Origin of the sequence: Roseovarius sp. CH_XMU1461, from assembly GCF_037027165.1 — a bacterium.
Lineage (GTDB): Bacteria > Pseudomonadota > Alphaproteobacteria > Rhodobacterales > Rhodobacteraceae > Roseovarius > Roseovarius nubinhibens.
Map to the genome: position 1 here is coordinate 826,906 of NZ_JAYMDV010000001.1, position 21,984 is coordinate 848,889.

The 21,984-nt window shown below is 65.4% G+C and carries 16 protein-coding genes and 1 riboswitch; of the genes, 8 read left to right on the plus strand and 8 right to left on the minus strand.

The annotated features are described in order from the left end of the window. The first annotated feature begins 123 nt into the window (after nt 1-123). The gene (locus WA237_RS03930) at nt 124-2,148 is read left to right on the plus strand and encodes an NADPH-dependent 2,4-dienoyl-CoA reductase (RefSeq protein ID WP_336096752.1); all 2,025 of its coding nucleotides are present in this window, start codon (nt 124-126) and stop codon (nt 2,146-2,148) included. Nucleotides 2,149-2,208: 60 nt separating this feature from the next. Here WA237_RS03930 and WA237_RS03935 read toward each other — a convergent pair whose 3' ends face one another. Then, nucleotides 2,209-2,619 carry a hypothetical protein gene (locus WA237_RS03935; RefSeq protein WP_336096753.1) on the minus strand — a complete coding sequence of 137 codons (411 nt, stop codon included), beginning with the start codon at nt 2,617-2,619 and terminating at the stop codon, nt 2,209-2,211. Between the two features lie 77 nt (nt 2,620-2,696). Continuing rightward, nucleotides 2,697-3,716, minus strand: coding sequence for an alkane 1-monooxygenase (locus WA237_RS03940; protein WP_336096754.1), 1,020 nt, complete (start codon nt 3,714-3,716; stop codon nt 2,697-2,699). A 194-nt stretch (nt 3,717-3,910) separates the two neighbouring features. On the opposite strand from WA237_RS03940, the gene WA237_RS03945 reads away from it, so the two are divergent. After that, nucleotides 3,911-5,596, plus strand: a complete 1,686-nt coding sequence (locus WA237_RS03945) for an NAD(P)H-dependent oxidoreductase subunit E (RefSeq protein WP_336096755.1) — start codon at nt 3,911-3,913, stop codon at nt 5,594-5,596. Between the two features lie 60 nt (nt 5,597-5,656). On the opposite strand, the gene WA237_RS03950 is transcribed toward WA237_RS03945, so the two are convergent. Beyond that, entirely contained in the window at nt 5,657-6,400 is a 744-nt protein-coding gene (locus WA237_RS03950) for a Hint domain-containing protein (protein WP_336096756.1), read from the minus strand. A 491-nt stretch (nt 6,401-6,891) separates the two neighbouring features. Further along, entirely contained in the window at nt 6,892-7,932 is a 1,041-nt protein-coding gene (locus WA237_RS03955; protein WP_336096757.1) for a Hint domain-containing protein, read from the minus strand. Nucleotides 7,933-8,407: 475 nt separating this feature from the next. Between WA237_RS03955 and ftsY the strand changes: the two genes are divergently transcribed. After that, the gene (ftsY, locus tag WA237_RS03960) at nt 8,408-9,862 is read left to right on the plus strand and encodes a signal recognition particle-docking protein FtsY (protein WP_336096758.1); all 1,455 of its coding nucleotides are present in this window, start codon (nt 8,408-8,410) and stop codon (nt 9,860-9,862) included. A 14-nt stretch (nt 9,863-9,876) separates the two neighbouring features. Here the strand turns inward: ftsY and WA237_RS03965 are convergent, their stop codons facing one another. Beyond that, entirely contained in the window at nt 9,877-10,359 is a 483-nt protein-coding gene (locus WA237_RS03965; RefSeq protein ID WP_336096759.1) for an MgtC/SapB family protein, read from the minus strand. 38 nt (nt 10,360-10,397) lie between these two features. Between WA237_RS03965 and WA237_RS03970 the strand changes: the two genes are divergently transcribed. Then, complete coding sequence (locus tag WA237_RS03970) at nt 10,398-11,300, plus strand: EamA family transporter (RefSeq protein WP_336096760.1); 903 nt, start codon at nt 10,398-10,400, stop codon at nt 11,298-11,300. 23 nt (nt 11,301-11,323) lie between these two features. Further along, nucleotides 11,324-11,932, plus strand: coding sequence for an inner membrane-spanning protein YciB (locus WA237_RS03975; protein WP_286906051.1), 609 nt, complete (start codon nt 11,324-11,326; stop codon nt 11,930-11,932). Nucleotides 11,933-11,941: 9 nt separating this feature from the next. Here WA237_RS03975 and WA237_RS03980 read toward each other — a convergent pair whose 3' ends face one another. Then, nucleotides 11,942-12,937 carry a hypothetical protein gene (locus tag WA237_RS03980; RefSeq protein WP_336096761.1) on the minus strand — a complete coding sequence of 332 codons (996 nt, stop codon included), beginning with the start codon at nt 12,935-12,937 and terminating at the stop codon, nt 11,942-11,944. Nucleotides 12,938-13,056: 119 nt separating this feature from the next. Beyond that, a riboswitch (SAM riboswitch) is annotated at nt 13,057-13,133 on the plus strand. A 57-nt stretch (nt 13,134-13,190) separates the two neighbouring features. Between WA237_RS03980 and metZ the strand changes: the two genes are divergently transcribed. The 3 genes from metZ to WA237_RS03995 all read left to right on the plus strand — a co-directional run bounded on the left by metZ (nt 13,191) and on the right by WA237_RS03995 (nt 16,722). Beyond that, on the plus strand, nt 13,191-14,372 hold the full coding sequence (metZ, locus tag WA237_RS03985; protein WP_009813240.1) for an O-succinylhomoserine sulfhydrylase: 1,182 nt from the start codon (nt 13,191-13,193) through the stop codon (nt 14,370-14,372). A gap of 92 nt (nt 14,373-14,464) precedes the next feature. Beyond that, nucleotides 14,465-16,000 carry an ATP-dependent DNA helicase gene (locus tag WA237_RS03990; RefSeq protein ID WP_336096762.1) on the plus strand — a complete coding sequence of 512 codons (1,536 nt, stop codon included), beginning with the start codon at nt 14,465-14,467 and terminating at the stop codon, nt 15,998-16,000. Next, entirely contained in the window at nt 15,997-16,722 is a 726-nt protein-coding gene (locus WA237_RS03995) for an SDR family oxidoreductase (protein ID WP_336096763.1), read from the plus strand. The genes WA237_RS03990 and WA237_RS03995 overlap by 4 nt, the downstream gene beginning before the upstream one ends. A gap of 17 nt (nt 16,723-16,739) precedes the next feature. On the opposite strand, the gene WA237_RS04000 is transcribed toward WA237_RS03995, so the two are convergent. Further along, nucleotides 16,740-17,138 (minus strand): hypothetical protein, encoded by a 399-nt coding sequence (locus tag WA237_RS04000; RefSeq protein ID WP_336096764.1) that lies wholly within the window; start codon nt 17,136-17,138, stop codon nt 16,740-16,742. Nucleotides 17,139-17,391: 253 nt separating this feature from the next. Beyond that, on the minus strand, nt 17,392-21,918 hold the full coding sequence (gltB, locus tag WA237_RS04005) for a glutamate synthase large subunit (protein WP_009813244.1): 4,527 nt from the start codon (nt 21,916-21,918) through the stop codon (nt 17,392-17,394). Between the last annotated feature and the right edge of the window lie 66 nt (nt 21,919-21,984).

Genomic DNA, 21,984 nt, shown 5'->3' on the forward strand with positions numbered 1-21,984 from the left:
GTCATACCGACGTTCTGCCGACCCGGGATTTCGGCGGCTCTCGGGGCAAATCCTAACGCAGCGTCCGGCGTGACATTAACCCTCTGAATGGCCAAGGTATCCCGGCAACCTCAGGAGGCCGCCATGACTGACTACCCGCATCTTCTGTCCCCGCTCGATCTGGGCCATGTTACCCTGCCCAACCGCGTGCTGATGGGCTCGATGCACACCGGTCTCGAGGAAACCAAGGACTGGAATCGGGTCGCCGAGTTCTACGCCACCCGCGCCCGTGGCGGCGTCGGTCTCATGGTCACCGGCGGCATGGCCCCGAACCGCGAAGGCGGGGTTTTCCCCGGCGCCGCAGGGCTCTTCTCGGACGAAGACATCGCCAATCACCGCATCGTCACCGACCGCGTTCACGAGGCTGGCGGCCGCATCGCCATGCAGGTCCTGCACGCCGGGCGCTACGCCTATGGCCCCGAATGCGTGGCCCCCTCGCCGATCAAATCGCCGATCTCTCCCTTCCCGCCGAAAGAGCTCGATGAGGCCGGCATAGAGAAGCAGATCAGCGACATCGTCACCGCCGCCACCCGCGCCCGCGAGGCTGGCTATGACGGGGTCGAGATCATGGGCTCCGAGGGCTATTTTATCAATCAATTCCTCGTCACCCACACCAACAAACGCAGCGATCGCTGGGGCGGCTCCTATGAAAACCGGATGCGCCTGCCGCTCGAAATCGTCCGCCGCACCCGCGCCGCGCTGGGCGAGGATTTCATCATCATCTACCGGCTCTCGATGATCGATCTGGTGCCCAATGGCTCGACCTTCGACGAGGTGATCGAACTGGCCCAGCGCATCGAGGCGGCGGGCGCGTCGATCCTCAACACCGGCATCGGCTGGCACGAGGCCCGCATCCCGACCATCGCCACCTCCGTGCCCCGCGCCGCCTTCACCTGGGTCACCGCCAAGCTGATGGGCAAGGTCTCGATCCCGGTGATCACCTCGAACCGGATCAACACGCCGGCCGTCGCCGAACAGGTGCTCGCCTCCGGCTCTGCCGACATGGTCTCCATGGCCCGCCCCTTCCTCGCCGACCCCGATTTCGTGGCCAAGGCGGCGCGCGGCGAAGCGGATCAGATCGCCCCCTGCATCGCCTGCAATCAGGCCTGCCTCGACCACACGTTTTCCGGCAAGATCAGCACCTGCCTGGTCAACCCCCGCGCCTGCTTTGAGACGGAATTGGTTATCACACCGACCGATGCCCCAAAACGCATCGCCGTCGTCGGCGCCGGCCCCGCCGGCCTCTCCGCCGCCCTCACCGCCGCCCAGCGGGGGCATAAGGTGGCGCTGTTTGACCGCGCCGAAACCATCGGCGGCCAGCTCAACATGGCCCGCCGCATTCCCGGCAAGGAGGAGTTCCACGGGCTGGTCGATTGGTTCGCCACAATGGTAGATCAGGCTGGAATAGAGACGCATTTGGGCCAGGAACCCGCGCCCGAAACCCTCGCCGCCTATGACGAGGTGATCATCGCCACCGGTGTCCTGCCCCGCGATCCCGGCATCCCCGGCCAGGACGGCCCCAATGTGCTGAGCTATATCGACGTGCTGCGCCACAAGGCCCCGGTCGGCAACCGCGTGGCCATCATCGGCGCGGGCGGCATCGGCTTTGATGTGGCCGAATATCTCACCACCGACGACAGCCCCACCGAAGACCTCACCGCCTGGAAAGAGGAATGGGGCATCACCGATCCCGAAACCCATCGCGGCGGGCTCGCCCCCGAAGGCCCGCAACCCGAAGAACCGGTGCGACATGTGACCCTGTTACAGCGCAAAGCCGAACGGCCCGGCAAACGTCTGGGCAAGACGACGGGCTGGATTCACCGCGCCACGCTGCGCATGAAGGACGTGAAAATGATCGGCGGCGTCAATTACGAACGGATCGACGCCGACGGGCTGCACATCAGCCATGGCGAGGCTCGCGAAAACCCGACCCTGATCGAGGCCGACACCATCGTGCTCTGCGCCGGTCAACTGCCTGAACGCAGCCTGGCCGACGCGCTCACCGCCCAAGGGATCACCCCGCATATCATCGGCGGCGCCGATGTCGCGGCCGAACTTGACGCCAAACGCGCCATTGATCAGGGCACGCGGCTCGCCGCGGCGCTCTGAACTCCTCTTTCTGGTCTTAAATACCCCTCTGCGCCCGATCCGGGGCGCAGGCCTCACGCTTCAGGCGCCGACATCCGGGCCGAGGCAATGCAGCGGCTCGGCGCTTTGCTCCACCTCATAAAGCTCGAGCCGCGAGGGATCGCTTTCAAACCGCGCAACGAGACCACGCGCGCCGCGCTCAAAGCTCCAGCATTGCGGCTCATCGAGATGCTCATAGGTAAAGCAGATGTTGCCACCCTCCTCGTACCAGCGCCCGTCCTGACATTGCCCGTCGAGGAACGACCAGCGCACCCGCCGATTGTCGAGATACTCCTCGCCCCCATAGGCCGATCCGTCACGCCCATAGTAAAAGGTCTTGCCGCGCGTATAGGCGTCGAACTCGGCGGCGCTCATGCTCTGCCCGGCAAGCGCCACGGCAGGCAGTCCAGCGATCGCCCCGATCAGGGCCAGATATGTTGCAACGGCACGCATCCTGCCCAGAGCCTGCCAAAGCCCGGCGCCCTTGGCCAATCTTTTCCGGCCGACGCACCGATTGGGCAAAGCGATGCTCATGTTTCGCCCGCCCAGCGCCGCGCCCGCCCGTCCATCACCCGACGCCAGAGCGGCGGCCAGAGCGCCAGCGCCCCCATCACCGGCACCGGATAGGGCAGCATCGGCATCTCCTCCTCCAGCCGCAGCGCCGGAAAGGGCCGCGACGGGGTCACGTGATGATCACTATGGCGCGGCGCGTTCACCATGAGCGCCGAGCTATACCAATGCGGGCTGTTCCACGCGTGCCGCGGCCCCACGGGTTCGAGCCGGCCTTGCCCATCGCGCCCCCGGCGCAACCCGTAATGCTGCACATAGTCCGACATATATATCTGCATCTGTGCATGCAGACACAGCGCCAGATAGATCAGCAGCCCGGCCCGCCCCAATACCCCCCAAACCACAAGGAGCAGGGCAATCGCCACCGCCCCATAGAGCAGATAGGGATGCCGCCAGAACGGATGTCCGGCCCGGCGCAGCATGGCGCTCTCGGCGGCAAACCCCGCGCGAAAACTGCCCAGCGACGCAATCAGCGCATAGCGATAGAACCCCCGCCCGAGACGCGGCGTATTGGGATCGGCCTCGCTGCCCACATGGATATGATGCACCCGGAGATGGGCGCTCGCATGATGCCCGATCAATAGGCTCGAATAGATCAGCCGACCGAGCAGACGCGCCCCCCGCCCCGGCTGATGAATGAGCTCATGCGCCACCGGATGCGAAATCTGCCCAAAGATGAGCCCCGTCGCCAGCCCGAGCGCCAGCTTGCCAAGACCCGGCGCCTCCCCCGTGACCAGCCCACAGAGCACCACAGCCAGCACCACGAAATGCCCGATCCCGAGAACCCAGAGCAACGCCCGCGCCGCCGGAAACTCGGCCCCCGGTGCGGCATTGCCCATATCGCGCGCCACGAGGCGATCCATCCCCGCCACCAGCGCCGTCATATAGACGAGCCCCGCATAGGCCCAGCCGCCGCCCAAAACGGCCCCCGCCAGAACCAGCAGCATCGGCGTCATCGTGGCTATGGCAAACATGATCATCGCGCGCGCGGCCTCTCTCAAACGATGGCGCGATCCCCTGCGCCTATCGGAAACATTCGGTCATTTATCGGCACGTTATCGGGGATTCACCGGCTTGCCCAACGAATCTGAGGGCATTTACGTCGCATTTGACATCGCACGCCCCCAATCGCTGCGGCTATTGCTGGCGCAACCAAGATCGAAGGAACCGGATAATGGCACTGGATGAACGCAAGGGTGTATGGAAATCGGGCAAAGGCAAGGGCCGCACCACGCCCAAGGGCCGTCAGCTCGACGATCAGGCGTGGGACGAGGTGCGCGCGCTGCTCGGCGACCGTCCGCGCCGCCGCGATCTGCTGATCGAGTTTCTGCACCTGATCCAGGATGCCTATGGCCATCTCTCCGCCGCCCATCTGCGCGCCCTGGCCGAAGAGCTGCGCGTCGCCCAGGCCGAGATCTACGAGGTCGCGACCTTCTACGCCCATTTCGACGTGGTCAAAGAGGGCGAGACACCGCCGCCCGCCCTGACCATCCGGGTCTGCGATTCGCTGGCCTGTGAGCTCGCCGGCGCGGAACAGCTCAAATCGGCGCTCGAAAGCGGCCTTAACCCGGCCGAGGTCCGCGTGCTGCGCGCGCCCTGCATGGGCCGTTGCGACACTGCGCCGGTGCTCGAACTGGGCCACAACCATATCGACCACGCCACGCCGGAAAAACTCGAGGCGGCCATCGCGGCGGGCGACACCCATGCACATCTGCCCGACTATCAGACGCTCGACGCCTACCGCGCCGAGGGCGGCTATGCCCGGCTTGCCGAGATCCGCGACGGCGGTGATTTCGAAACCATCCAGCAGACGCTGCTCGATGCCGGTCTGCGCGGTCTTGGCGGCGCGGGCTTCCCCTCGGGCCGCAAATGGGGCTTTGTCCGCGCCGCCCAAGGCCCGCGTTACCTCGCCGTCAATGGCGACGAGGGCGAGCCGGGCACGTTCAAGGACCGCTACTACCTCGAACGCACGCCGCATCTCTTCCTCGAAGGCATGCTGATCGCCGCCTGGGCGGTCGAGGCCGAAACCTGCTTTATCTACATGCGCGACGAATATCCCGCCGTGCTCGAAATCCTCGCCCGCGAGATCGCAGCCCTCGAAGAGGCGGGTCTCGTGGCCCCCGGCTATATCGACCTGCGCCGCGGCGCCGGCGCCTATATCTGCGGCGAAGAAAGCGCGATGATCGAATCCATCGAGGGCAAGCGTGGCCTGCCCCGGCACCGGCCGCCCTTCGTGGCCCAGGTCGGCATCTTTGGCCGCCCGACCCTCGTCAACAACGTCGAAACCCTGCTCTGGGTTGCCCGCGTGCTGCGCGAAGGCCCGGAAATCCTCTCGGGCGTGGAAAAGAACGGCCGTAAGGGCCTGCGCTCTTTCTCGGTCTCGGGCCGCGTGAAGAACCCGGGCGTGCATCTGCTGCCCGCCGGCTCAACCATGCAGGACATCATCGAGGCCTGCGGCGGCATGCTCGACGGTCACAGCTTCAAGGCCTATCAGCCCGGCGGTCCCTCGGCCGGCCTGCTGCCCGCCTCGATGTCCGACATCCCGATGGATTTCGACATGCTGCAGGAACATGGCACCTTCATCGGCTCGGCCGCCATCGTGGTGCTCTCGGACCGCGACAGCGCCCGCGACGCGGCGCTCAACATGCTGCGCTTCTTCGAAGACGAAAGCTGTGGCCAATGCACCCCCTGCCGGGTCGGCTGTGAAAAGGCGGTCAAGCTGATGCAGGCCGACACCTGGGATCAGCCGCTTCTGGAAGAGCTCTGCACCGCCATGGCCGATGCCTCGATCTGCGGTCTCGGTCAGGCCGCGCCGAACCCGATCCGCCTCACGATGAAGCATTTCCCCGACGAGATCTGATCTCGAACAGCTCTGGACAGGAAGGGCCCGCCTTTCCTGTCCCCCTCAGGCCTCGGCCCTTTACGCCACCGACCGGGCCGACCCCGCGGGCGGCTCGATCACTGCCAGATTCTCACGATGCGCCTCGAACTCGGCCCGCGACAGGATCGGCAGCGCCGCAGGATAGGGGTTGCCGGTGACAAACCGCCCCTTCTCCCAGGCCTGCCCGACCCGGGGAAAGGCGCGGAACAGATCCGTCCGCATTTGCCCCTCCATATGGCGCAGCGATTGCGCACCGGGTTTGAACGTCTCCGCCCACATGCCACAGACATTCACCACTTCATGCACCCGCGTCAGCAGGTGAAAAATCTCGACCCGCCGCCCATCCGCGATGAACCGACAGCCACGCAGCCCCTGTTCGGCCAGAAACTTCACCTTCACCAGCCGCTCCTGCCCGGCCACACAGAGCGCGAGCCGATGCTGCACCGTGACCAGAACTGCCTCGCGATTGCCAAAGGCGTCGCGCGGAATGCAGACGAGCCGATTGTCCGGCCCCGCGCCCCCCGCGCCACTCTCGGCCCGGATCACACTCTGCCCGACCCAGCGCAGCCGCGCCACCCCGCCGCGCAGCACCTGCACCGCATCGCCCCGGCGCAGCGCCTCCACCGCCACCTGCCCCCGGTCCGTGGCAATCCGCGTGCCCCGCGCATAGCAGATGGTTTGCAGATAGACGTCATCATCGCTGCGCCCGCCAAACTGCGTGTCATCGACTAAAAACGGTGAATTCTGCGCCTGAAAACTCCCCTGCGACAGCAACAGCGCCACGTTCTGGCCGGTCTGATCCTTGCCCGTCGCGGTCAGCGTGCCCTTTTGCTGCGGCGTGCCACTGCTCTCCGACCCGTTGCGCGTCTGCCCGAGCGTTGTTCACCTGATAGGTGGTGCCGCCGATGGTGATGGTAAAGGAAATCACATCCCCCTCTTCGAGCAGCCCGGGATTGCCATCCTCCGCCGCCCAGATCGTCGCCGCACCCCGTCATGATCGGGAAGATGCACCCGGAGGCTGCTATTCTGCGGGTGGGTCGTGTTGTAATTGCTGCCGGTCGCCACCGACGCGTACATCTGGCTCGTGTTCAGCAGAACCGGCATGACCTGACAACTCTACTCCACCTGACCGCACAGCAGACATCCCTCCAACGCCACGCGAAGGATGCCCCCGACAGTCTGACGGAGAAAGCTTTCCAGAGCCTTTACGAGATCACAGTTTGTCGCGCGCCATAGGACGAAGGGCTGCCGCACTCATCGCCGCAGGGGGCGCGCTACTCCGCCGCGATGGCGAGCGGCGCCACCACGGGCGCAAGCAAGCCGAGAGCGCCCGCCTCGCGTCTGAACCGCGCCCGCGACGCCATCGGCAGCGCCGAAGGATAGGGATCGCCGGTCTCGAACCGCCCCCGGTCCCAGGCGCGCCCCAACCTCGGGAAATGCTCGAAAATCTCCTGCCGCATCGCCGCCGGCATCTGGCTCAGCGAATAGAGCCCCGGCTGAAACGTCTCGGACCACATGCCGCAAATGTCGATCACCTCATGCCGCGTGGTCAGCAGATGATAGATCTCGACCGGCCGCCCATCGTCCACAAAGCGACAGCCGCCAATCCCCTCTTCCGCCAGAAACTTGGCCTTGATCAGCGCCGCCTCACCGCCAAGCGCCAGCGCCAGCCGATGCTGCACCGTGACGAACACCGCCTCGCGATTGCCAAAGGCACCGCGCGGGATGCGCACCAGCCGGGTGTCCGCCCCTCCCTGATCGCGCCTGTTTTCCGCCCGGATCACCTGACGCCCGACCCAGCGCAGCCGCGCAGAGCCGCCGCCCAGCACCCGCACCCGGTCGCCCCGCCGCAACTCTTCGACCCGGGCGGGGCCGTCATCGGTTTCGACCCGGGTGCCGCGCGCATAGCAGATGGCCTTGAGGAACACATCATCGCCGCCATGGCCGCCAAACTGCGTGTCATTCACAAAGAAGGGAGAGTGCCGCTCTTGAAACGGACCCTGCGACAGCAAGAGCGCGACATTCTTGCCATTCTGATCCGTGCCGGTCGCGGTCAGATGGCCCTTCTGCGCCGGCTCGCCCGACGCTTCCGCCCCGTCCCGCGACTGGCCCACGACCGCGCGATCCACGACATAGGTATCGCCGCCAATGGTGATGGTGAAAGAGATGATATCCCCGGCCTCGAGCAGCCCGGGATTGCCATCATCCACGGCACGGATGGTGGCCGCCCCCTGCTCCGCATCATGATCCGGCAGGTGCACCGGGATCGAGTTATTCTCGGGATGTCGGGTGTTATAATTGCTGCCAGTCGCCACTGAGGCATACATTTGGCTTGCGTCGAGCAAAACGGACATACGAGCACGGACTCCAACCGATAAACCTCGCGTCCTCTCAACGACTGCCCGCCGCGCAACTCTTCAACTCAGATCACGGAGGCCTTCGCACACGGCCCCTCTCATTCCTGTTCGTAGGCTATCGTCCGGTTTGTGACACAACAATGACACCATTCGGCCTGATTTCACGCCGGAAGATTAAGAAATTGGATTCAAAACGAATTAAATTTCGCTCCAGACTCCCACTGTTTCGCAATCGCCAACAATCCCTCGCCTTGAGCAGGATCGTTCCCAAAACCATCATCCGCCAACCCCCGCCCTATGCGCCCCCTGTGCGCCCCCTGTGCACCCCAGACCAACGCCCTAGCTTGCTCTCTAAGGGGGGCCGGACCGCTCCGGCCCTTTCAAATCCCGCGCAACCGGATTAGGTGATAAGGAACAGCGAAAGGGGCCGGAAATGGCGTTCTTCAAAAAACTCAAGAGCAAGCTTTTCAAATCCTCCTCGAAACTCGAGGAAGGGCTCGACGCGATTGTCGGCGATGGCGGTAGCGAAGAGGCGATCGTCACCGACACCGCCCAAACCTCTGCCGCGCCCGACCCCACAGCCCCGCCGCCCCCCGACACTGTGCCGACACCCGAGCCAAGCCCGGCCCGCCCGTCCGAGCCCGATGTGACCCCCACGCCCGAGCCCGAGCAGATCCCCGATCCCGCGCCGGACGTCACCCCCACACCCGAGCCGACCCCGGTCCCCGATCCCGCGCCCGACACCACGCCCACGCCGGACCCGGAGCCCACGCCCGAGCCGGACACCATCCCGCTGCCCGATCCGACCCCGGCCCGCCCGCCAGAGCCCGGCCCCGACATCACCCCGCCGCGCGATCCGGCCCCCGAGGCCCCGCCCATCGAGGCGCCGCCCCCGCCGCCCTCGCCCGCGATGCCGGAAACCCCGATCAAACCCGCCCTGCCGGGCGACAGCGCCTTGGTGGAGCCGCCGACAGATACGCCCGCCGCCGCCCCTGCCGCCAAACCCGGCCTGCTGGGCCGGCTTCTCGGCCGCGGCGACAAAGCCACCGTCATGCGCCGGGCGCTTGATGACGACATGCTCGAACAGCTCGAAGAGCTGCTGATCACCGCCGATATGGGGGTCGACACCGCCCTGCGCGTCACCGCCAACATGGCCGAGGGCCGCATGGGCAAAAGGCTCTCGACCCAGGAGATCAAGGAGCTCCTCGCCGCCGAGATCGCCCGCATCATGGAACCCGTCGCCCGCCCCATGCCGCTCTATACCAAGAGCCCGCAAGTGGTGCTTGTGGTGGGTGTCAACGGCTCGGGCAAGACCACCACCATCGGCAAGCTTGCCAGCCAGTTCAAGGCGGCCGGCAAATCCGTGGTCATCGCTGCGGGCGACACGTTCCGCGCCGCCGCCGTGGAACAGCTTCAGGTCTGGGGCGACCGCGCCGGCGTGCCGGTGCTGACCGCGCCCGAAGGCTCTGATCCCGCCAGCCTCGCCTTTGACGCCATGGACCGCGCCCAGCGCGACGGTGCCGATCTTCTGATGATCGACACCGCCGGGCGGCTGCAGAACCGCGCCGACCTGATGGAAGAGCTGGCCAAGATCGTCCGCGTCATCCGCAAAAAGGACGAAACCGCGCCGCATAACACGCTGCTCGTGCTCGACGCGACCACCGGCCAGAATGCGCTCTCACAGGTCAAGACCTTCCAAGAGCTCGCCGATGTCTCGGGCCTCGTGATGACCAAGCTCGACGGCACCGCCAAGGGCGGCGTTCTGGTGGCGCTGGCGGATAAGTTCGGCCTGCCGATCCACGCCATCGGCGTCGGCGAACAGATCGACGATCTCGCGCCCTTTGATCCCGAAGATTTCGCCGCCGCGCTCACCGGGCTGGAGGCGTGACCGGATGACCGCGCCTAGCGCGTGCCCATCCACCGTTCCACCACATGCAGACTGAGCAACACCAGCACCACGATCCCCGTGGCCATCGCCGCGAGCGGCATCTGCCCCGCGCCGCAGGCGAGGCCAATCGCCCCCGCAAGCCAGAGCGACGCGCCGGTGGTGATATTGCGCACCTGCCCCTTCGAGGTGAAAATGATCCCCGCCGCGAGAAAGGCGACCCCCGCCGTCACCGCCTCGACCAGACGCAGCGGATCGACGCGCAGCGCATCGCTGTCGCCAAAGGGCAGATTGGCAAGCTGCTGACTGACGATGATAAAGAGCGCCGCCGCCATCGAGACGAGCATATGGGTCCGCAGACCCGCCGGTTTCTCGCGCCGCTCGCGCTCATATCCGATGATCCCGCCCAAAACCACCGCCGCCACGAGCCGCGTCCCCGCCACCAAGGGCGGCACGCTCGAAAACGTCCCGTTCAGCTCTTCAATGATCACATCCAACATGGCGCAGGCCTTTTCCGCAGGGCGTAGGAGATAAACTAGTGAGCGACTGGCTGATATCAATGGAGGGCACCGAGACGGGCCATCAGGCGGCGCTCATCCTCGCCCTCTCGGCGGCCTTCCTGCACGCGGTCTTTGGCGCGCTCCAGAAGGGCCGCTACGATCCATGGCTCGCGCGCGGCGCCATCGACATCTGGATGGTGGTGATCGCGGCGCCTTTCGCGCTCTTCGTCGTGCCCTGGCCCGAACCGCATATGTGGCCGCTCTTTGCCGGGGGCGTGGTGATCCATGTCATCTACAAATTCCTGCAGGCCATGGCCTATAGCCGGGGCGCCTATACGGTGGTCTACCCGGTGGTGCGCGGTGCCGGGCCGCTCTTTACGGTGATCGGCGCCTATCTGATCTTTGGCGAGAGCTTTACCCTGATCCAATGGCTCGGCGTGGCGGTGCTCTTGGCGGGGATCTTCGGCCTTGCGGTCTATAACCTGATCTTTCTCACCGTGGACCGCGAACGCCTGCCGATGGCCCTGATGCTGGCGGCGATGACCGGGCTCTTTGTCGCCATCTACACCACCTATGACGCCTATGCGATCCGCGCCACCGCCGACCCGTTCACCTTTCTCGCGTGGTTCTTCATGTTCGAAGGCATGACCATGCCGCCCATCGCCTATCGGCACTGGCGGCGCATGGAGACACGCCCGCCGCTGCGGCCTTTGTTCACACGGGGCTTGATTGGGGCCTTCGTCGCCTTCATGTCCTTCGGGTCGATCATGCTTGCCACACGGCTCGACAAGGTGGGCGAGGCGGCGGTGCTGCGCGAAACCTCCGTGGTCTTCGCGGCGCTGATCGGCTGGCTCGTCCTGCGCGAAACCGTGGGGCCGCGCCGCATCGCGCTCATGGTGCTGATTGCGCTTGGCGCTGTAATCGTGGAAATGGGGGGCTGATGCCCCGTAGAGGAGACCGCCCAATGGCCGAGAAGAAAATCAACGGAGCCCTGAAGACCGCGCTCGAACTGGGCCCGATCGCGGCGTTCTTCGTCGCCTATCTCTGGCTCAAGGACGAGGTCTTTACCATCGGCGGCACCGAATACGACGGCTTTGTCGTGGTCACCGCAGGCTTTATCCCGGTCTTCCTCGCCTCCATCGCGGCGCTCTGGTGGCTCACCGGTCACCTGTCGCGGATGCAGGTGGTCACGGCGGTGCTCATCGTCGTCTTTGGCGGGCTCAGTGTCTGGTTCAACGACCCCCGCTTCTTCAAGATGAAGCCGACGATCATCTACCTGCTCTTCGGCGGCGTGCTCGGCGCGGGCCTCCTGCGCGGCCAATCCTACCTGCAATCGCTGATGGACGGGCTGATGCCGCTCACCCATGAGGGCTGGATGATCCTGACCCGCCGGCTGATGATCTTTTTCTTCGGCCTCGCCATCCTCAACGAAGTGATCTGGCGCACCATGACCGAAGAAACCTGGGTCTATTTCAAGACCTTCGGCCTGACGGCGGCGATCTTTCTCTTCTTCATCACCCAGGGCAAGGTCTTCTCAGCCCATTCCACCGAAGAGAAAAAAGAGGGCGAGTAACCCCCGCCCTCACGCCCCACGCCATGTCTCGCCCAGAGGGCTGGCCGTCCCCCGCCCCCGCCAGAGCCGCGACCAACGCGGGTCCTGCTGATCGGCCACCGCATCGATGAGCGTGGCCAGCGTCGGCCCGCCCCCCTCGCGCAACAGCCGCGCATAAAACCCAAGCAGCCCGGGCCGCGTATAGGTCGACCAGTGACAGGCCATCGCCGCCTCATGCGACATCGGCACCCCGGCCCGGCCCAGCGCCCGGCGCACATCCGCATGATCGATCTGCAGGCTGCGCAGATTGCCCGCCTCCGGGATGCCCTCGCTCATCGCCCGCTCGCCGCGCCACGGCGCACCCATCACCAGCTCGAACAAGAGATCGAAAATATCGTTCTCGCGGCTGGTGACATTGAACACCTCGGCCCGCCGCCCGGCCGGTGTCGCCAGCGCCCGCGCCGCAGGTCCGCGCAGCTCTGCCGCCGACAACAGGATCGCCCGGTCAAACCCGGCCTCGGCCCGCGACGCCGCCGCCAGCGCCGAGAGCACCACCCGCGCCCCCAGCGAATGCGACACCGCATGCACCGGCCGTCCCGGCGCCCGCGCCCGGATCATCTCCACCAGCTGCGCCAGCATCCGCCCCGCCTCGCCGGCCCGCCGATAGGCCTGCCAGAGACTGCCGCGCGCCAACCAGCCAAAGGAGATCGCCACCCCCTCGCCCTCGGCCCCTTGCCCAAAGCCGAGACCGCGCGGCCAGCTGTGCTGCCCGACCCAGCCGGGACAATCGGGATCGAGCGCCCCCAAGGTGCGATGCGGACAATGGCGCTCACGCCCCGGCTGATATTTGTAGCCATGGACGAGAACGATCACCGGCCCCGCCCGCCCCGCCGGATCGGCCAGCGCCGTATCGAGGGCCAGTCCGAGCGCCGCACCGGGCGCCGCACTGGGCACCGCACTGGGCGCGACATCCGCCCCGTGCAACTGGGGCCCTTGCGGCGTGGCATCTATGGACAAGACCGGCATCTGCGGGCACTCCCACTACATCTTGTGGAGAACCCCTAGCCGCGCCACACGACACCCGTGTAAAACCTCTGTATCGGCCCTGTGACACTGTTGACCTGCAACAGGCGATTTTATATCTCCATCCACATCGTGGCGATTTGTTACCGGATTGCGGGCCACGTTAATCCCTCCGCTAAAAGGTCAGGACCAAGGCCCCCTTGCGCTTGACCGCAACGGGGCTTTTTCATTGGGCGATGTGCCCGGAGGTCGAGAGATGAGCAAAGACTGGAACAAACGCACGAAACTGGTTCATGGCGGCACCCGCCGCAGCCAGTATAACGAGGTGAGCGAGGCGATCTTCCTCACCCAGGGTTTTGTCTATGACAGCGCCGAACAGGCCGAAGCCCGCTTTCTCGAAACCGGGCCGGATGAATTCATCTATGCCCGCTATGGCAACCCCACCGTCGCCATGTTCGAAGACCGCATCGCGGCGCTCGAAGGCGCCGAGGCGGCCTTTGCCACCGCCAGCGGTATGGCCGCCGTCTCGGCCGCGCTGACCGCCTCGCTCAAGGCGGGCGATCACGTGGTCGCGGCGCGGGCGCTCTTTGGCTCGTCGCTCTATGTGCTCGAGGAGCTGCTCGGCCGTTTTGGCGTCGAGGTGACATTCGTCGATGGGCTCGATCTCGACCAGTGGCGCGATGCCATCCGCCCCGACACGGCGCTCGTCTTCTTTGAAACCATCGCCAACCCGACGCTCGAAGTGATCGACCTGCCCGCCGTGGCCGAGCTCGCCCATGCGGTCGGCGCCCGGGTCATGGTCGACAATGTCTTTGTCACCCCGGTCCACAGCCGCGCGCTCTCGCAAGGGGCCGATGTGGTGATCTATTCCGCCACCAAACATATCGACGGCCAAGGCCGGGCGCTCGGCGGCGTGATCCTCGGCTCCGAAGAGTACATCCGCAAGGTGATCGAACCCTACATGAAACATACCGGCGGGGCGATGTCGCCCTTCTCGGCCTGGGTCATGCTCAAGGGGCTGGAGACCATCGCCCTGCGCGTCCGCGCCCAGATCGAAGGCGCCACCCGCCTCGCCGAGGCGCTGCAGGGTCATCCGAAACTGGCCCGCGCCATCTATCCCGGCCACCCGGACCATCCGCAACACGCGCTGGTGATGCGCGACATGGGCATGGGCGGCACGGTGATCTCGCTCGATCTCAAGGGCGGGCAAGAGGCGGCCTTCCGCTTTCTCAACGCGCTGAACATCGCGGTGATCTCGAACAATCTCGGCGATGCGAAATCCATCGCCACCCACCCCGCGACCACCACCCATCAGCGGCTCAGCGACGAGCAGAAGGTGACGCTCGGCATCACCCCCGGGCTCGTGCGCTTTTCGGTCGGCATCGAAGACCCCGAGGATCTGCTGGCTGATGTGCTGGCCGCGCTCGACGCCGCCTGAGGCCAGCCGCGCGCAGGGGTATTTGTCACCAGAAAGAGACCGGGGGCCCGCCACCTATGGCCCCCGGCGCGACCACACGATAGGGTCGCGCCATGACTGAGACCGCGCTCACATATTCCGACGATCAGGCCGAGGCCCATGACCGCATCGCCGAGGCGCTGCGCGCGGTCGGCGTCGATCTCGAAGAGGGGCTTTTGACGCCGCCCGGCGAGGCCAAGGAACAGGTCATGGCGGTGATCGGCAAGGCCGGCTCGGGCAAGACCCTGCTTCTCGCACAGCTTTACCGCGCCCTCGAAGATGCGGGTGTCGATGTGGTCTCGGGCGATTGGGAGGGCAAGCGCCGCCGCGAACGCCGCACCCTCGCCATTCTCGCCCCCACCAACAAGGCCGCCAGCGTGCTGCGCATGCGCGGCGTGCCCGCCACCACCATTCACCGCATCCTCTATACCCCGGTCTATGACCCGGAATATGAACGGATCGCCGAATGGCTCGCGGGCAATGGCGACCGGCCCGAGATCGAAGGGCTCACCGATCAGGCGCTCGACCGGGCGCTGGCCTTTTACCAGAACAACAAATCGATCCCCGGCGCGCTCGCCGCCGCCGGGCTGCGCGGCTCGGATTTCATCACCGGCTGGAAACGCCGCGACGATCCGCTCGACATCGGCTTTGTCGACGAGGCCTCGATGCTCGACAAGAAGCAGTTCGACGATCTGCGCGAGATCTTCCCGACGCTGCTGCTCTTTGGCGACCCGGCCCAGCTCGCCCCGGTCAACCAATCCGGCGCCATGGTCTTCGAGAGCCTGCCCGACCCGGCCAAGCTCACCCTCAACCGCATCCACCGCCAGGAGGCCGACAACCCGATCCTCGATCTCGCCCATGCGCTGGCCGACCCAGTGCTGCAATTTCACGATTTCGAACAGATGATCGAGGACAAGGCCCGCGCCGATGACCGGGTCCGCTATGCCCAGCGGGTCGAGGTCGATCTCATGGCGCGCTCGCCGGTGCTGGTCTGGCGCAACGCCACGCGCATCCGGCTGATCAACGCCTTTCGCGCCGTCCATGGCGCCCCCGAGACCGAGCTTCTGGCCGGCGAGCCGCTGATTTGCGACGGGCTCGAGCTGCCGCTCAAACACCGCAAGAAACGGCTCGATCTCGAGGCGCGCGGCCTCATCAAAGGGGCGCAGGTGATCTATCTCGGGCCGGGCCGCAAACCGGGGTTTTCCCGCCTCCATGTGATCGGCGCCGAGGACCCGCAGCTGAGCGCCGCCTCGATCGTCAAGATCGAGAAACCCGACGAGGAAGAGCCCTTCATCCCCTTTGCCGCCCGCATGGGGGCGACCTTTCTGCATGGCGCGGCGGTCACCATCCACAAGGCGCAAGGGAGCCAATGGCCCGAGGTGCAGGTCTTTGCCCCCGATCTCTATGCCGCCGCCCGCATGGGCCGCAGCGAGGCCGGGCAGCCGCTGTGGAAACGGCTTGCCTATGTCGCCATCACCCGGGCCGAGGAACGGCTCTACTGGGTGGTGCGCAACCGGTTGGCAAAGCCGAGCTATGAGCTGCGCACCGACGATCTGCGCGCCGCCCCGGTGGCGCTCGAACTGGAACCGCAAGAGGAGCCCACCGCATGACCCAAGAGACCCGCAGCCTGCTGATCACCGGCGCAAGCTCTGGCATCGGCCGCGCCACCGCCGAGATGTTTCTCGACGCGGGCTGGCAGGTCGGGCTCATCGCCCGCCGCGCCGACCGTCTCGAAGAGATGGCCGCCAGCCACGCCAAGGCCATCGCCCTGCCCGCCGATGTGACCGACGCCGAGGCCATGCGCGCCGCCTTCGACCGGTTCATCGACCAGACCGGGCGGCTCGATGTGCTCTTCAACAATGCCGGGATCTTCGGCCCCATGGGCCCGATTGACGAGGTGCCGCTCGACGGGCTCGACCAGGTGCTCAACGTCAACATCCGCGGCATGTTCATCGCGGCCCAGCTCGCCTTTGGCCAGATGCGCCGCCAGGACCCCAAGGGCGGCCGGATCATCAACAACGGCTCGATCTCGGCCCATAGCCCGCGCCCCGGCTCGACCTGCTACACGCTCTCGAAACACGCGATCACCGGGCTCACGCGGAGCCTCTATCTCGACGGGCGCGCCCATGGCATCGCCTGCGGTCAGATCGACATCGGCAATGCCGAGAGCGAGATCGTCAGCGATCTCAAATCGCAGCAGCCCGACATGGCGACCATGGATGTCGCCCATGCCGCGCGCTCGGTGCTGCATATGGCGGATATGCCGCTCTCGGCCCATGTGCCCTTCATGACGGTGATGGCGACGCAGATGCCCTATATCGGCCGCGGCTGAAGGCTGCGGGCTGCCGCTCAGGCCGCCCGCTCGACCAGCGGCTTGTGGTTCTTCTGATGCCGCGCCGCGAGCCGCTTCATCGCGCGGCCGGTCTCTGGCACGAACCGCGCCATGCGGATCGTCACCCCAGGCAACGCCAGTTCGGGGAAGAGCTGATAGAGCTCGCCCACCGCCGCCGGTCCCAGACTGGCGAGCGCCTGCGGCCCCGGATAGAGGCTCTCGGTCTCGGCATCATTGGAAAAGAGGATCTCGAACTGCGCCGGCCCGCCATCCGCGGCTTCGAATTTGATGTTGTCGTCAGCAGACGGGTCGATGATGACCTGATCGCCATCTTCAACATAGATCGTGTCGCCAGCATTGATCTCGTTCGGGCCAAGGCTCGATTGATCCTTGGCCACGACAACATAGGTCGCCATCCGAAGTCCTGCCCATCCCTCTTGCCGCTCATTTGTCCATGCGGAGAGGTATTCTCTTTATTCCCCGCTATTTACCCTCAAATTTAGGCAAATCAAGGGCAACCCTTGGGTGCAGCCATGACCTCTCTGCAACCCCGACATCGCCCCGCCGGGACGGGCCGACACCGCCCTCGCGCCCCCAAGGCAAAAGATGCGTCAAACGCAAAAAGGGCGGGGAGATCCCCCGCCCTTCGCGCTATCATGATGGCTGCGCTCACTCCGCCGGGATGGCCTCCGGCAGCTCGATCGGATGGGCGAGCTTGTTGAGCATCTCTTTCGGCACCACCTGCACGAATTTGGATTTCTCCACATCCCAATGCTGCAGGATCTGCTTGGCCTTGGCGCTGCCGGTCTCTTCGACATGGCGCTCGATCAACTCCTCGAGCTGCTGCATGTAATGCCCCTCCTGCACCGGGCAGGTGATCACCGTCTCGCGGTTGAGCATGAGCTCGGTCGCGCCCTCGGGATCATAGAGATAGGCCATGCCGCCGGTCATGCCCGCGCCAAAGTTGGCGCCGATCCGGCCAAGGATCACCGCGACACCGCCGGTCATATATTCACACCCGTTGGTGCCACAGCCCTCGATCACCACTTTCGCGCCCGAGTTGCGCACACCGAACCGTTCGCCCGCGCGCCCCGCCGCAAAGAGATAGCCATCGGTCGCGCCATAGAGCACCGTGTTGCCGATGATCGTGTTCTCGCTCGCCTCCAGCGGGCTCATCATCGCCGGGCGCACCACGATGGTGCCCCCCGACAGGCCCTTGCCGACATAGTCATTGGCATCGCCCGACACTTCGAGCTTGAGCCCCGGCGCCGCAAAGGCCCCCAAGGACTGCCCCGCCGACCCGGTGAGCTTGACCGTCAGGTGGTTCGGCTGCAGCGCATTGCGCATGCCGAAATTGCGCACGATATGGCTGCTGACGCGGGTGCCCACGGTGCGATGCGTGTTCTGCACGGCATAGTGAAGCTGCATCTTCTCGCCATCGTTGAGGAAGCGCTGCGCATCGCGCACGATCTCCGCATCGAGCGTATCGGGCACCTCGTTGCGGCCCCGGTTGCGGTCGAGGCTGAGCCCGGCGCTGCCATCCACCGTGATCAGCATCGGGTTCAGGTCGAGATCGTCGAGATGCGCGCTGCCCCGGCTGACCTGGGTCAGCAGATCGGCCCGCCCGATGACCTCGTCGAGGCTCCGCGCGCCGATCGAGGCCAGCACTTCACGCACTTCCTGCGCATAGAAGGTGATGAGGTTGACCACCTTGTCGGCATTGCCGGTGAACTTGTCGCGCAGCGCCTCGTCCTGGGTACAGACGCCGACGGGGCAGGTGTTCGACTGGCACTGACGCACCATGATACAGCCCATCGCGATGAGCGCGGCGGTGCCGATACCGTATTCCTCGGCCCCCATCATCGCCGCCATGACGATGTCGCGCCCGGTGCGCAGCCCGCCATCGGTGCGCAGCGTCACCCGGTCGCGCAGGTTGTTCATCGCCAGAACCTGATGCGCCTCGGTGAGGCCCATCTCCCACGGCAGACCGGCATATTTGATCGAGGTCGCCGGGCTCGCCCCGGTGCCACCATTGTGGCCCGAAATGAGGATCACATCCGCCTTGGCCTTGGCCACACCGGCGGCAATCGTGCCGACACCGGATTGCGCCACCAGCTTGACGGTGACCTTGGCACGCGGGTTGATCTGCTTGAGATCATAGATCAACTGCGCAAGGTCCTCGATGGAATAGATGTCGTGATGCGGCGGCGGGCTGATCAGCGTGACGCCCTTGGTCGAATGCCGCAGCCGCGCGATGAGATCGGTGACCTTCATCCCCGGAAGCTGGCCGCCCTCGCCGGGCTTGGCGCCCTGCGCCACCTTGATCTCGAGCTCTTCACAATGGTTGAGATACTCGGCCGTGACCCCAAACCGCCCCGAGGCGACCTGCTTGATCTTGGCGCTCGGGTTGTCGCCATTGGGCTCCGGCGTGAAATGCGCCGGATCTTCGCCGCCCTCGCCGCTGTCCGACTTGGCGCCAATCCGGTTCATCGCCACGTTGAGCGTCTTATGCGCCTCCGGTGACAGCGCCCCAAGGCTCATCCCCGGCGTGACAAAGCGTTTGCGGATCGCCGTGACGCTCTCCACCTCTTCCAAAGGCACCGCCTCGCCCATCGGCTTGATCGCCATCAGGTCGCGGATATGGATCGGCGGGTTGGCCTGCATCGCCGCCGAATAGCGCTTCCAGAGCTCATAGCTCGCCGCGTTGCACGCCGCCTGCATGAGATGCATGTTCTGCGCGCCCCAGGCATGGGTCTCGCCCGTCTTGCGCGCCTTGTAGAACCCGCCAATCGGAAGCACATCGCCACCGCGATAGGCCTGCGCATGCACCGCTTCGAGCTTGGCCTGAATGCCGCTGACCCCGATGCCGCTGATCCGGCTCATGAGACCGGGGAAGAACTCGGCGCACATCGCCCGGCTCAGGCCCACCGCCTCAAAGTTGAGACCGCCGCGATAGGAGGAAATCACCGAAATCCCCATCTTCGACATGATCTTGAGCAGACCCTGGTCAATCGCATTGCGATAGCGCGCCACCGCCTCGGTGAGGCTGCCATCAATGAGACCGCGATTGATTCGGTCGGCGATGCTGTCCTCGGCGAGATAGGCGTTAACCACCGTCGCACCGGCCCCGATCAGCACCGCGAAATAATGCGGGTCGATACATTCCGCCGACCGCACGTTGAGCGAACAGAAGGTCCGAAGCCCCTTGCGCGTCAGGTGACTATGCACCGCGCTGGTGGCGAGGATCATCGGCATCCCGACGCGGCCCTCGCTCACATTCTGATCGGTGAGCACCAGATGCCCGGAACCCGAGCGCACCGCATCCTCGGCCTCGGCCCGGATCCGCTCAAGCCCACGGCGAAGCGCCCCCGGACCCGGCTCAAAGCTACAGTCGATCTGACCGACCTCGGCGTTGAAATGCTTCTGCAGCTCATCCCATTGCGCATTTCCGACGAACGGGCTGTCGAGCACCAGGATCTCGGTCTGGCTGCTGTCCTCGTCGAGCACGTTCTTGAGGTTGCCGAACCGCGTCTTGAGGCTCATCACCCGATATTCGCGCAGGCTGTCGATCGGCGGGTTGGTCACCTGGCTGAAGTTCTGCCGGAAGAAATGGCTGAGCGGGCGATAGCCCTTGGACAGGACCGCGCTCGGCGTGTCGTCGCCCATGCTGGCAATCGCTTCTTTGCCATCCTCGGCCATCGGCGCGAGGATCTGCTCGAGCTCTTCGATCGTATAGCCCGCCGCGATCTGACGACGGCGCAGCTCATCGCCGGAGAAGAGCGGCGTCTCGGTGATCCCGGCGAGCTTTTCGTCAAGCTCGTTGATCCGGCTCACCCATTCCGAGAAGGGCAGCGCCTGGCTGAGCTTGTCCTTGATCTCGCGGTCGCGGAACATGAGACCTTTCTTCATGTCCACGGCCAGCATCTGACCCGGGCCAAGCGCGCCTTTTTCGCGCACATTGCGCTCGTCGAGCGGCACCATGCCCGCCTCGGACCCGGCAATCAGCAGCCCGTCCGACGTCACCACATAGCGCATCGGCCGCAACCCGTTGCGGTCGAGCCCGGCACAGACCCAGCGGCCATCGGTCATCGCCAGCGCGGCGGGGCCGTCCCACGGCTCCATGACCGAGTTGCAATAGGAATACATGTCGCGCCACGCCTGCGGCAGCTCTTCGGCCTGTTTCGACCAGCTTTCCGGCACCAGCATCGTCTTGGCCATCGGCGCCGAGCGCCCGGCCCGCACCAGAACCTCGAACACCGCATCGAGCGCGGCACTGTCCGACGACCCGCCGGGGATGATCGGCTTGATATCCTCGGCCATGTCGCCAAAGGCGCCGCTCGCCATGCGGATCTCATGGCTCTTCATCCAGTTGACGTTGCCCTTGAGCGTGTTGATCTCGCCATTATGCGCCAACATGCGGAAGGGCTGGGCCAGCCACCATTGCGGGAATGTGTTGGTGGAATAGCGCTGGTGATAGATCGCAAAGGCGCTCTTGAACCGCTCATCCTGCAGATCGGGGTAGAACACCGCCACCTGCTCGGCGAGCATCATGCCCTTGTAGATGATCGACCGGCAGGACAGCGACGCGATATAGAAATCACGCACGCCCGCGGCGGTGACCGCCTTCTCGATGCGGCGGCGAATGACATAGAGCTCGCGTTCGAAATCCTCTTCCTCGATGCCCTTGGCATTGGAAATCAGGATCTGTTCGATCTCGGGCCGCGTCGCATTGGCCTTTTCGCCGAGGCATTTCACATCCACCGGCACATGCCGCCAGCCATAGATCGTATGCCCCATGCGCAGCACTTCGGTCTCGACGATGGTCCGGCAGACCTCTTGCGCGCCGAAATCCGTGCGCGGCAGGAAGACCTGACCGACGGCGATGAGCTGATCCTCATGCGGCTCATGGCCGGTGCGGCGGATCTGGTCATAGAAGAAGGGCACCGGGATCTGCACATGGATGCCCGCGCCATCGCCGGTCTTGCCATCGGCATCGACCGCGCCGCGGTGCCAGATCGCCTTGAGCGCATCAATCCCCGCCTGCACCACCCGGCGCGACGGCTTGCCATTGATCGACACTACGAGGCCGACGCCGCAGGAAGAATGCTCTTCCTCTTCCGAATACATGCCATTCTCGGCCATCCAGGCGCGCTTGGCTTCCTCGGCGGCTTTCCAGTTCTGATCAAACTTTGTCATTCTCTTAACCCTTCCTCATCCGGTGGGTCAGGACTATTGCCCTGCTTATATCTCTTGGTCCGTTCG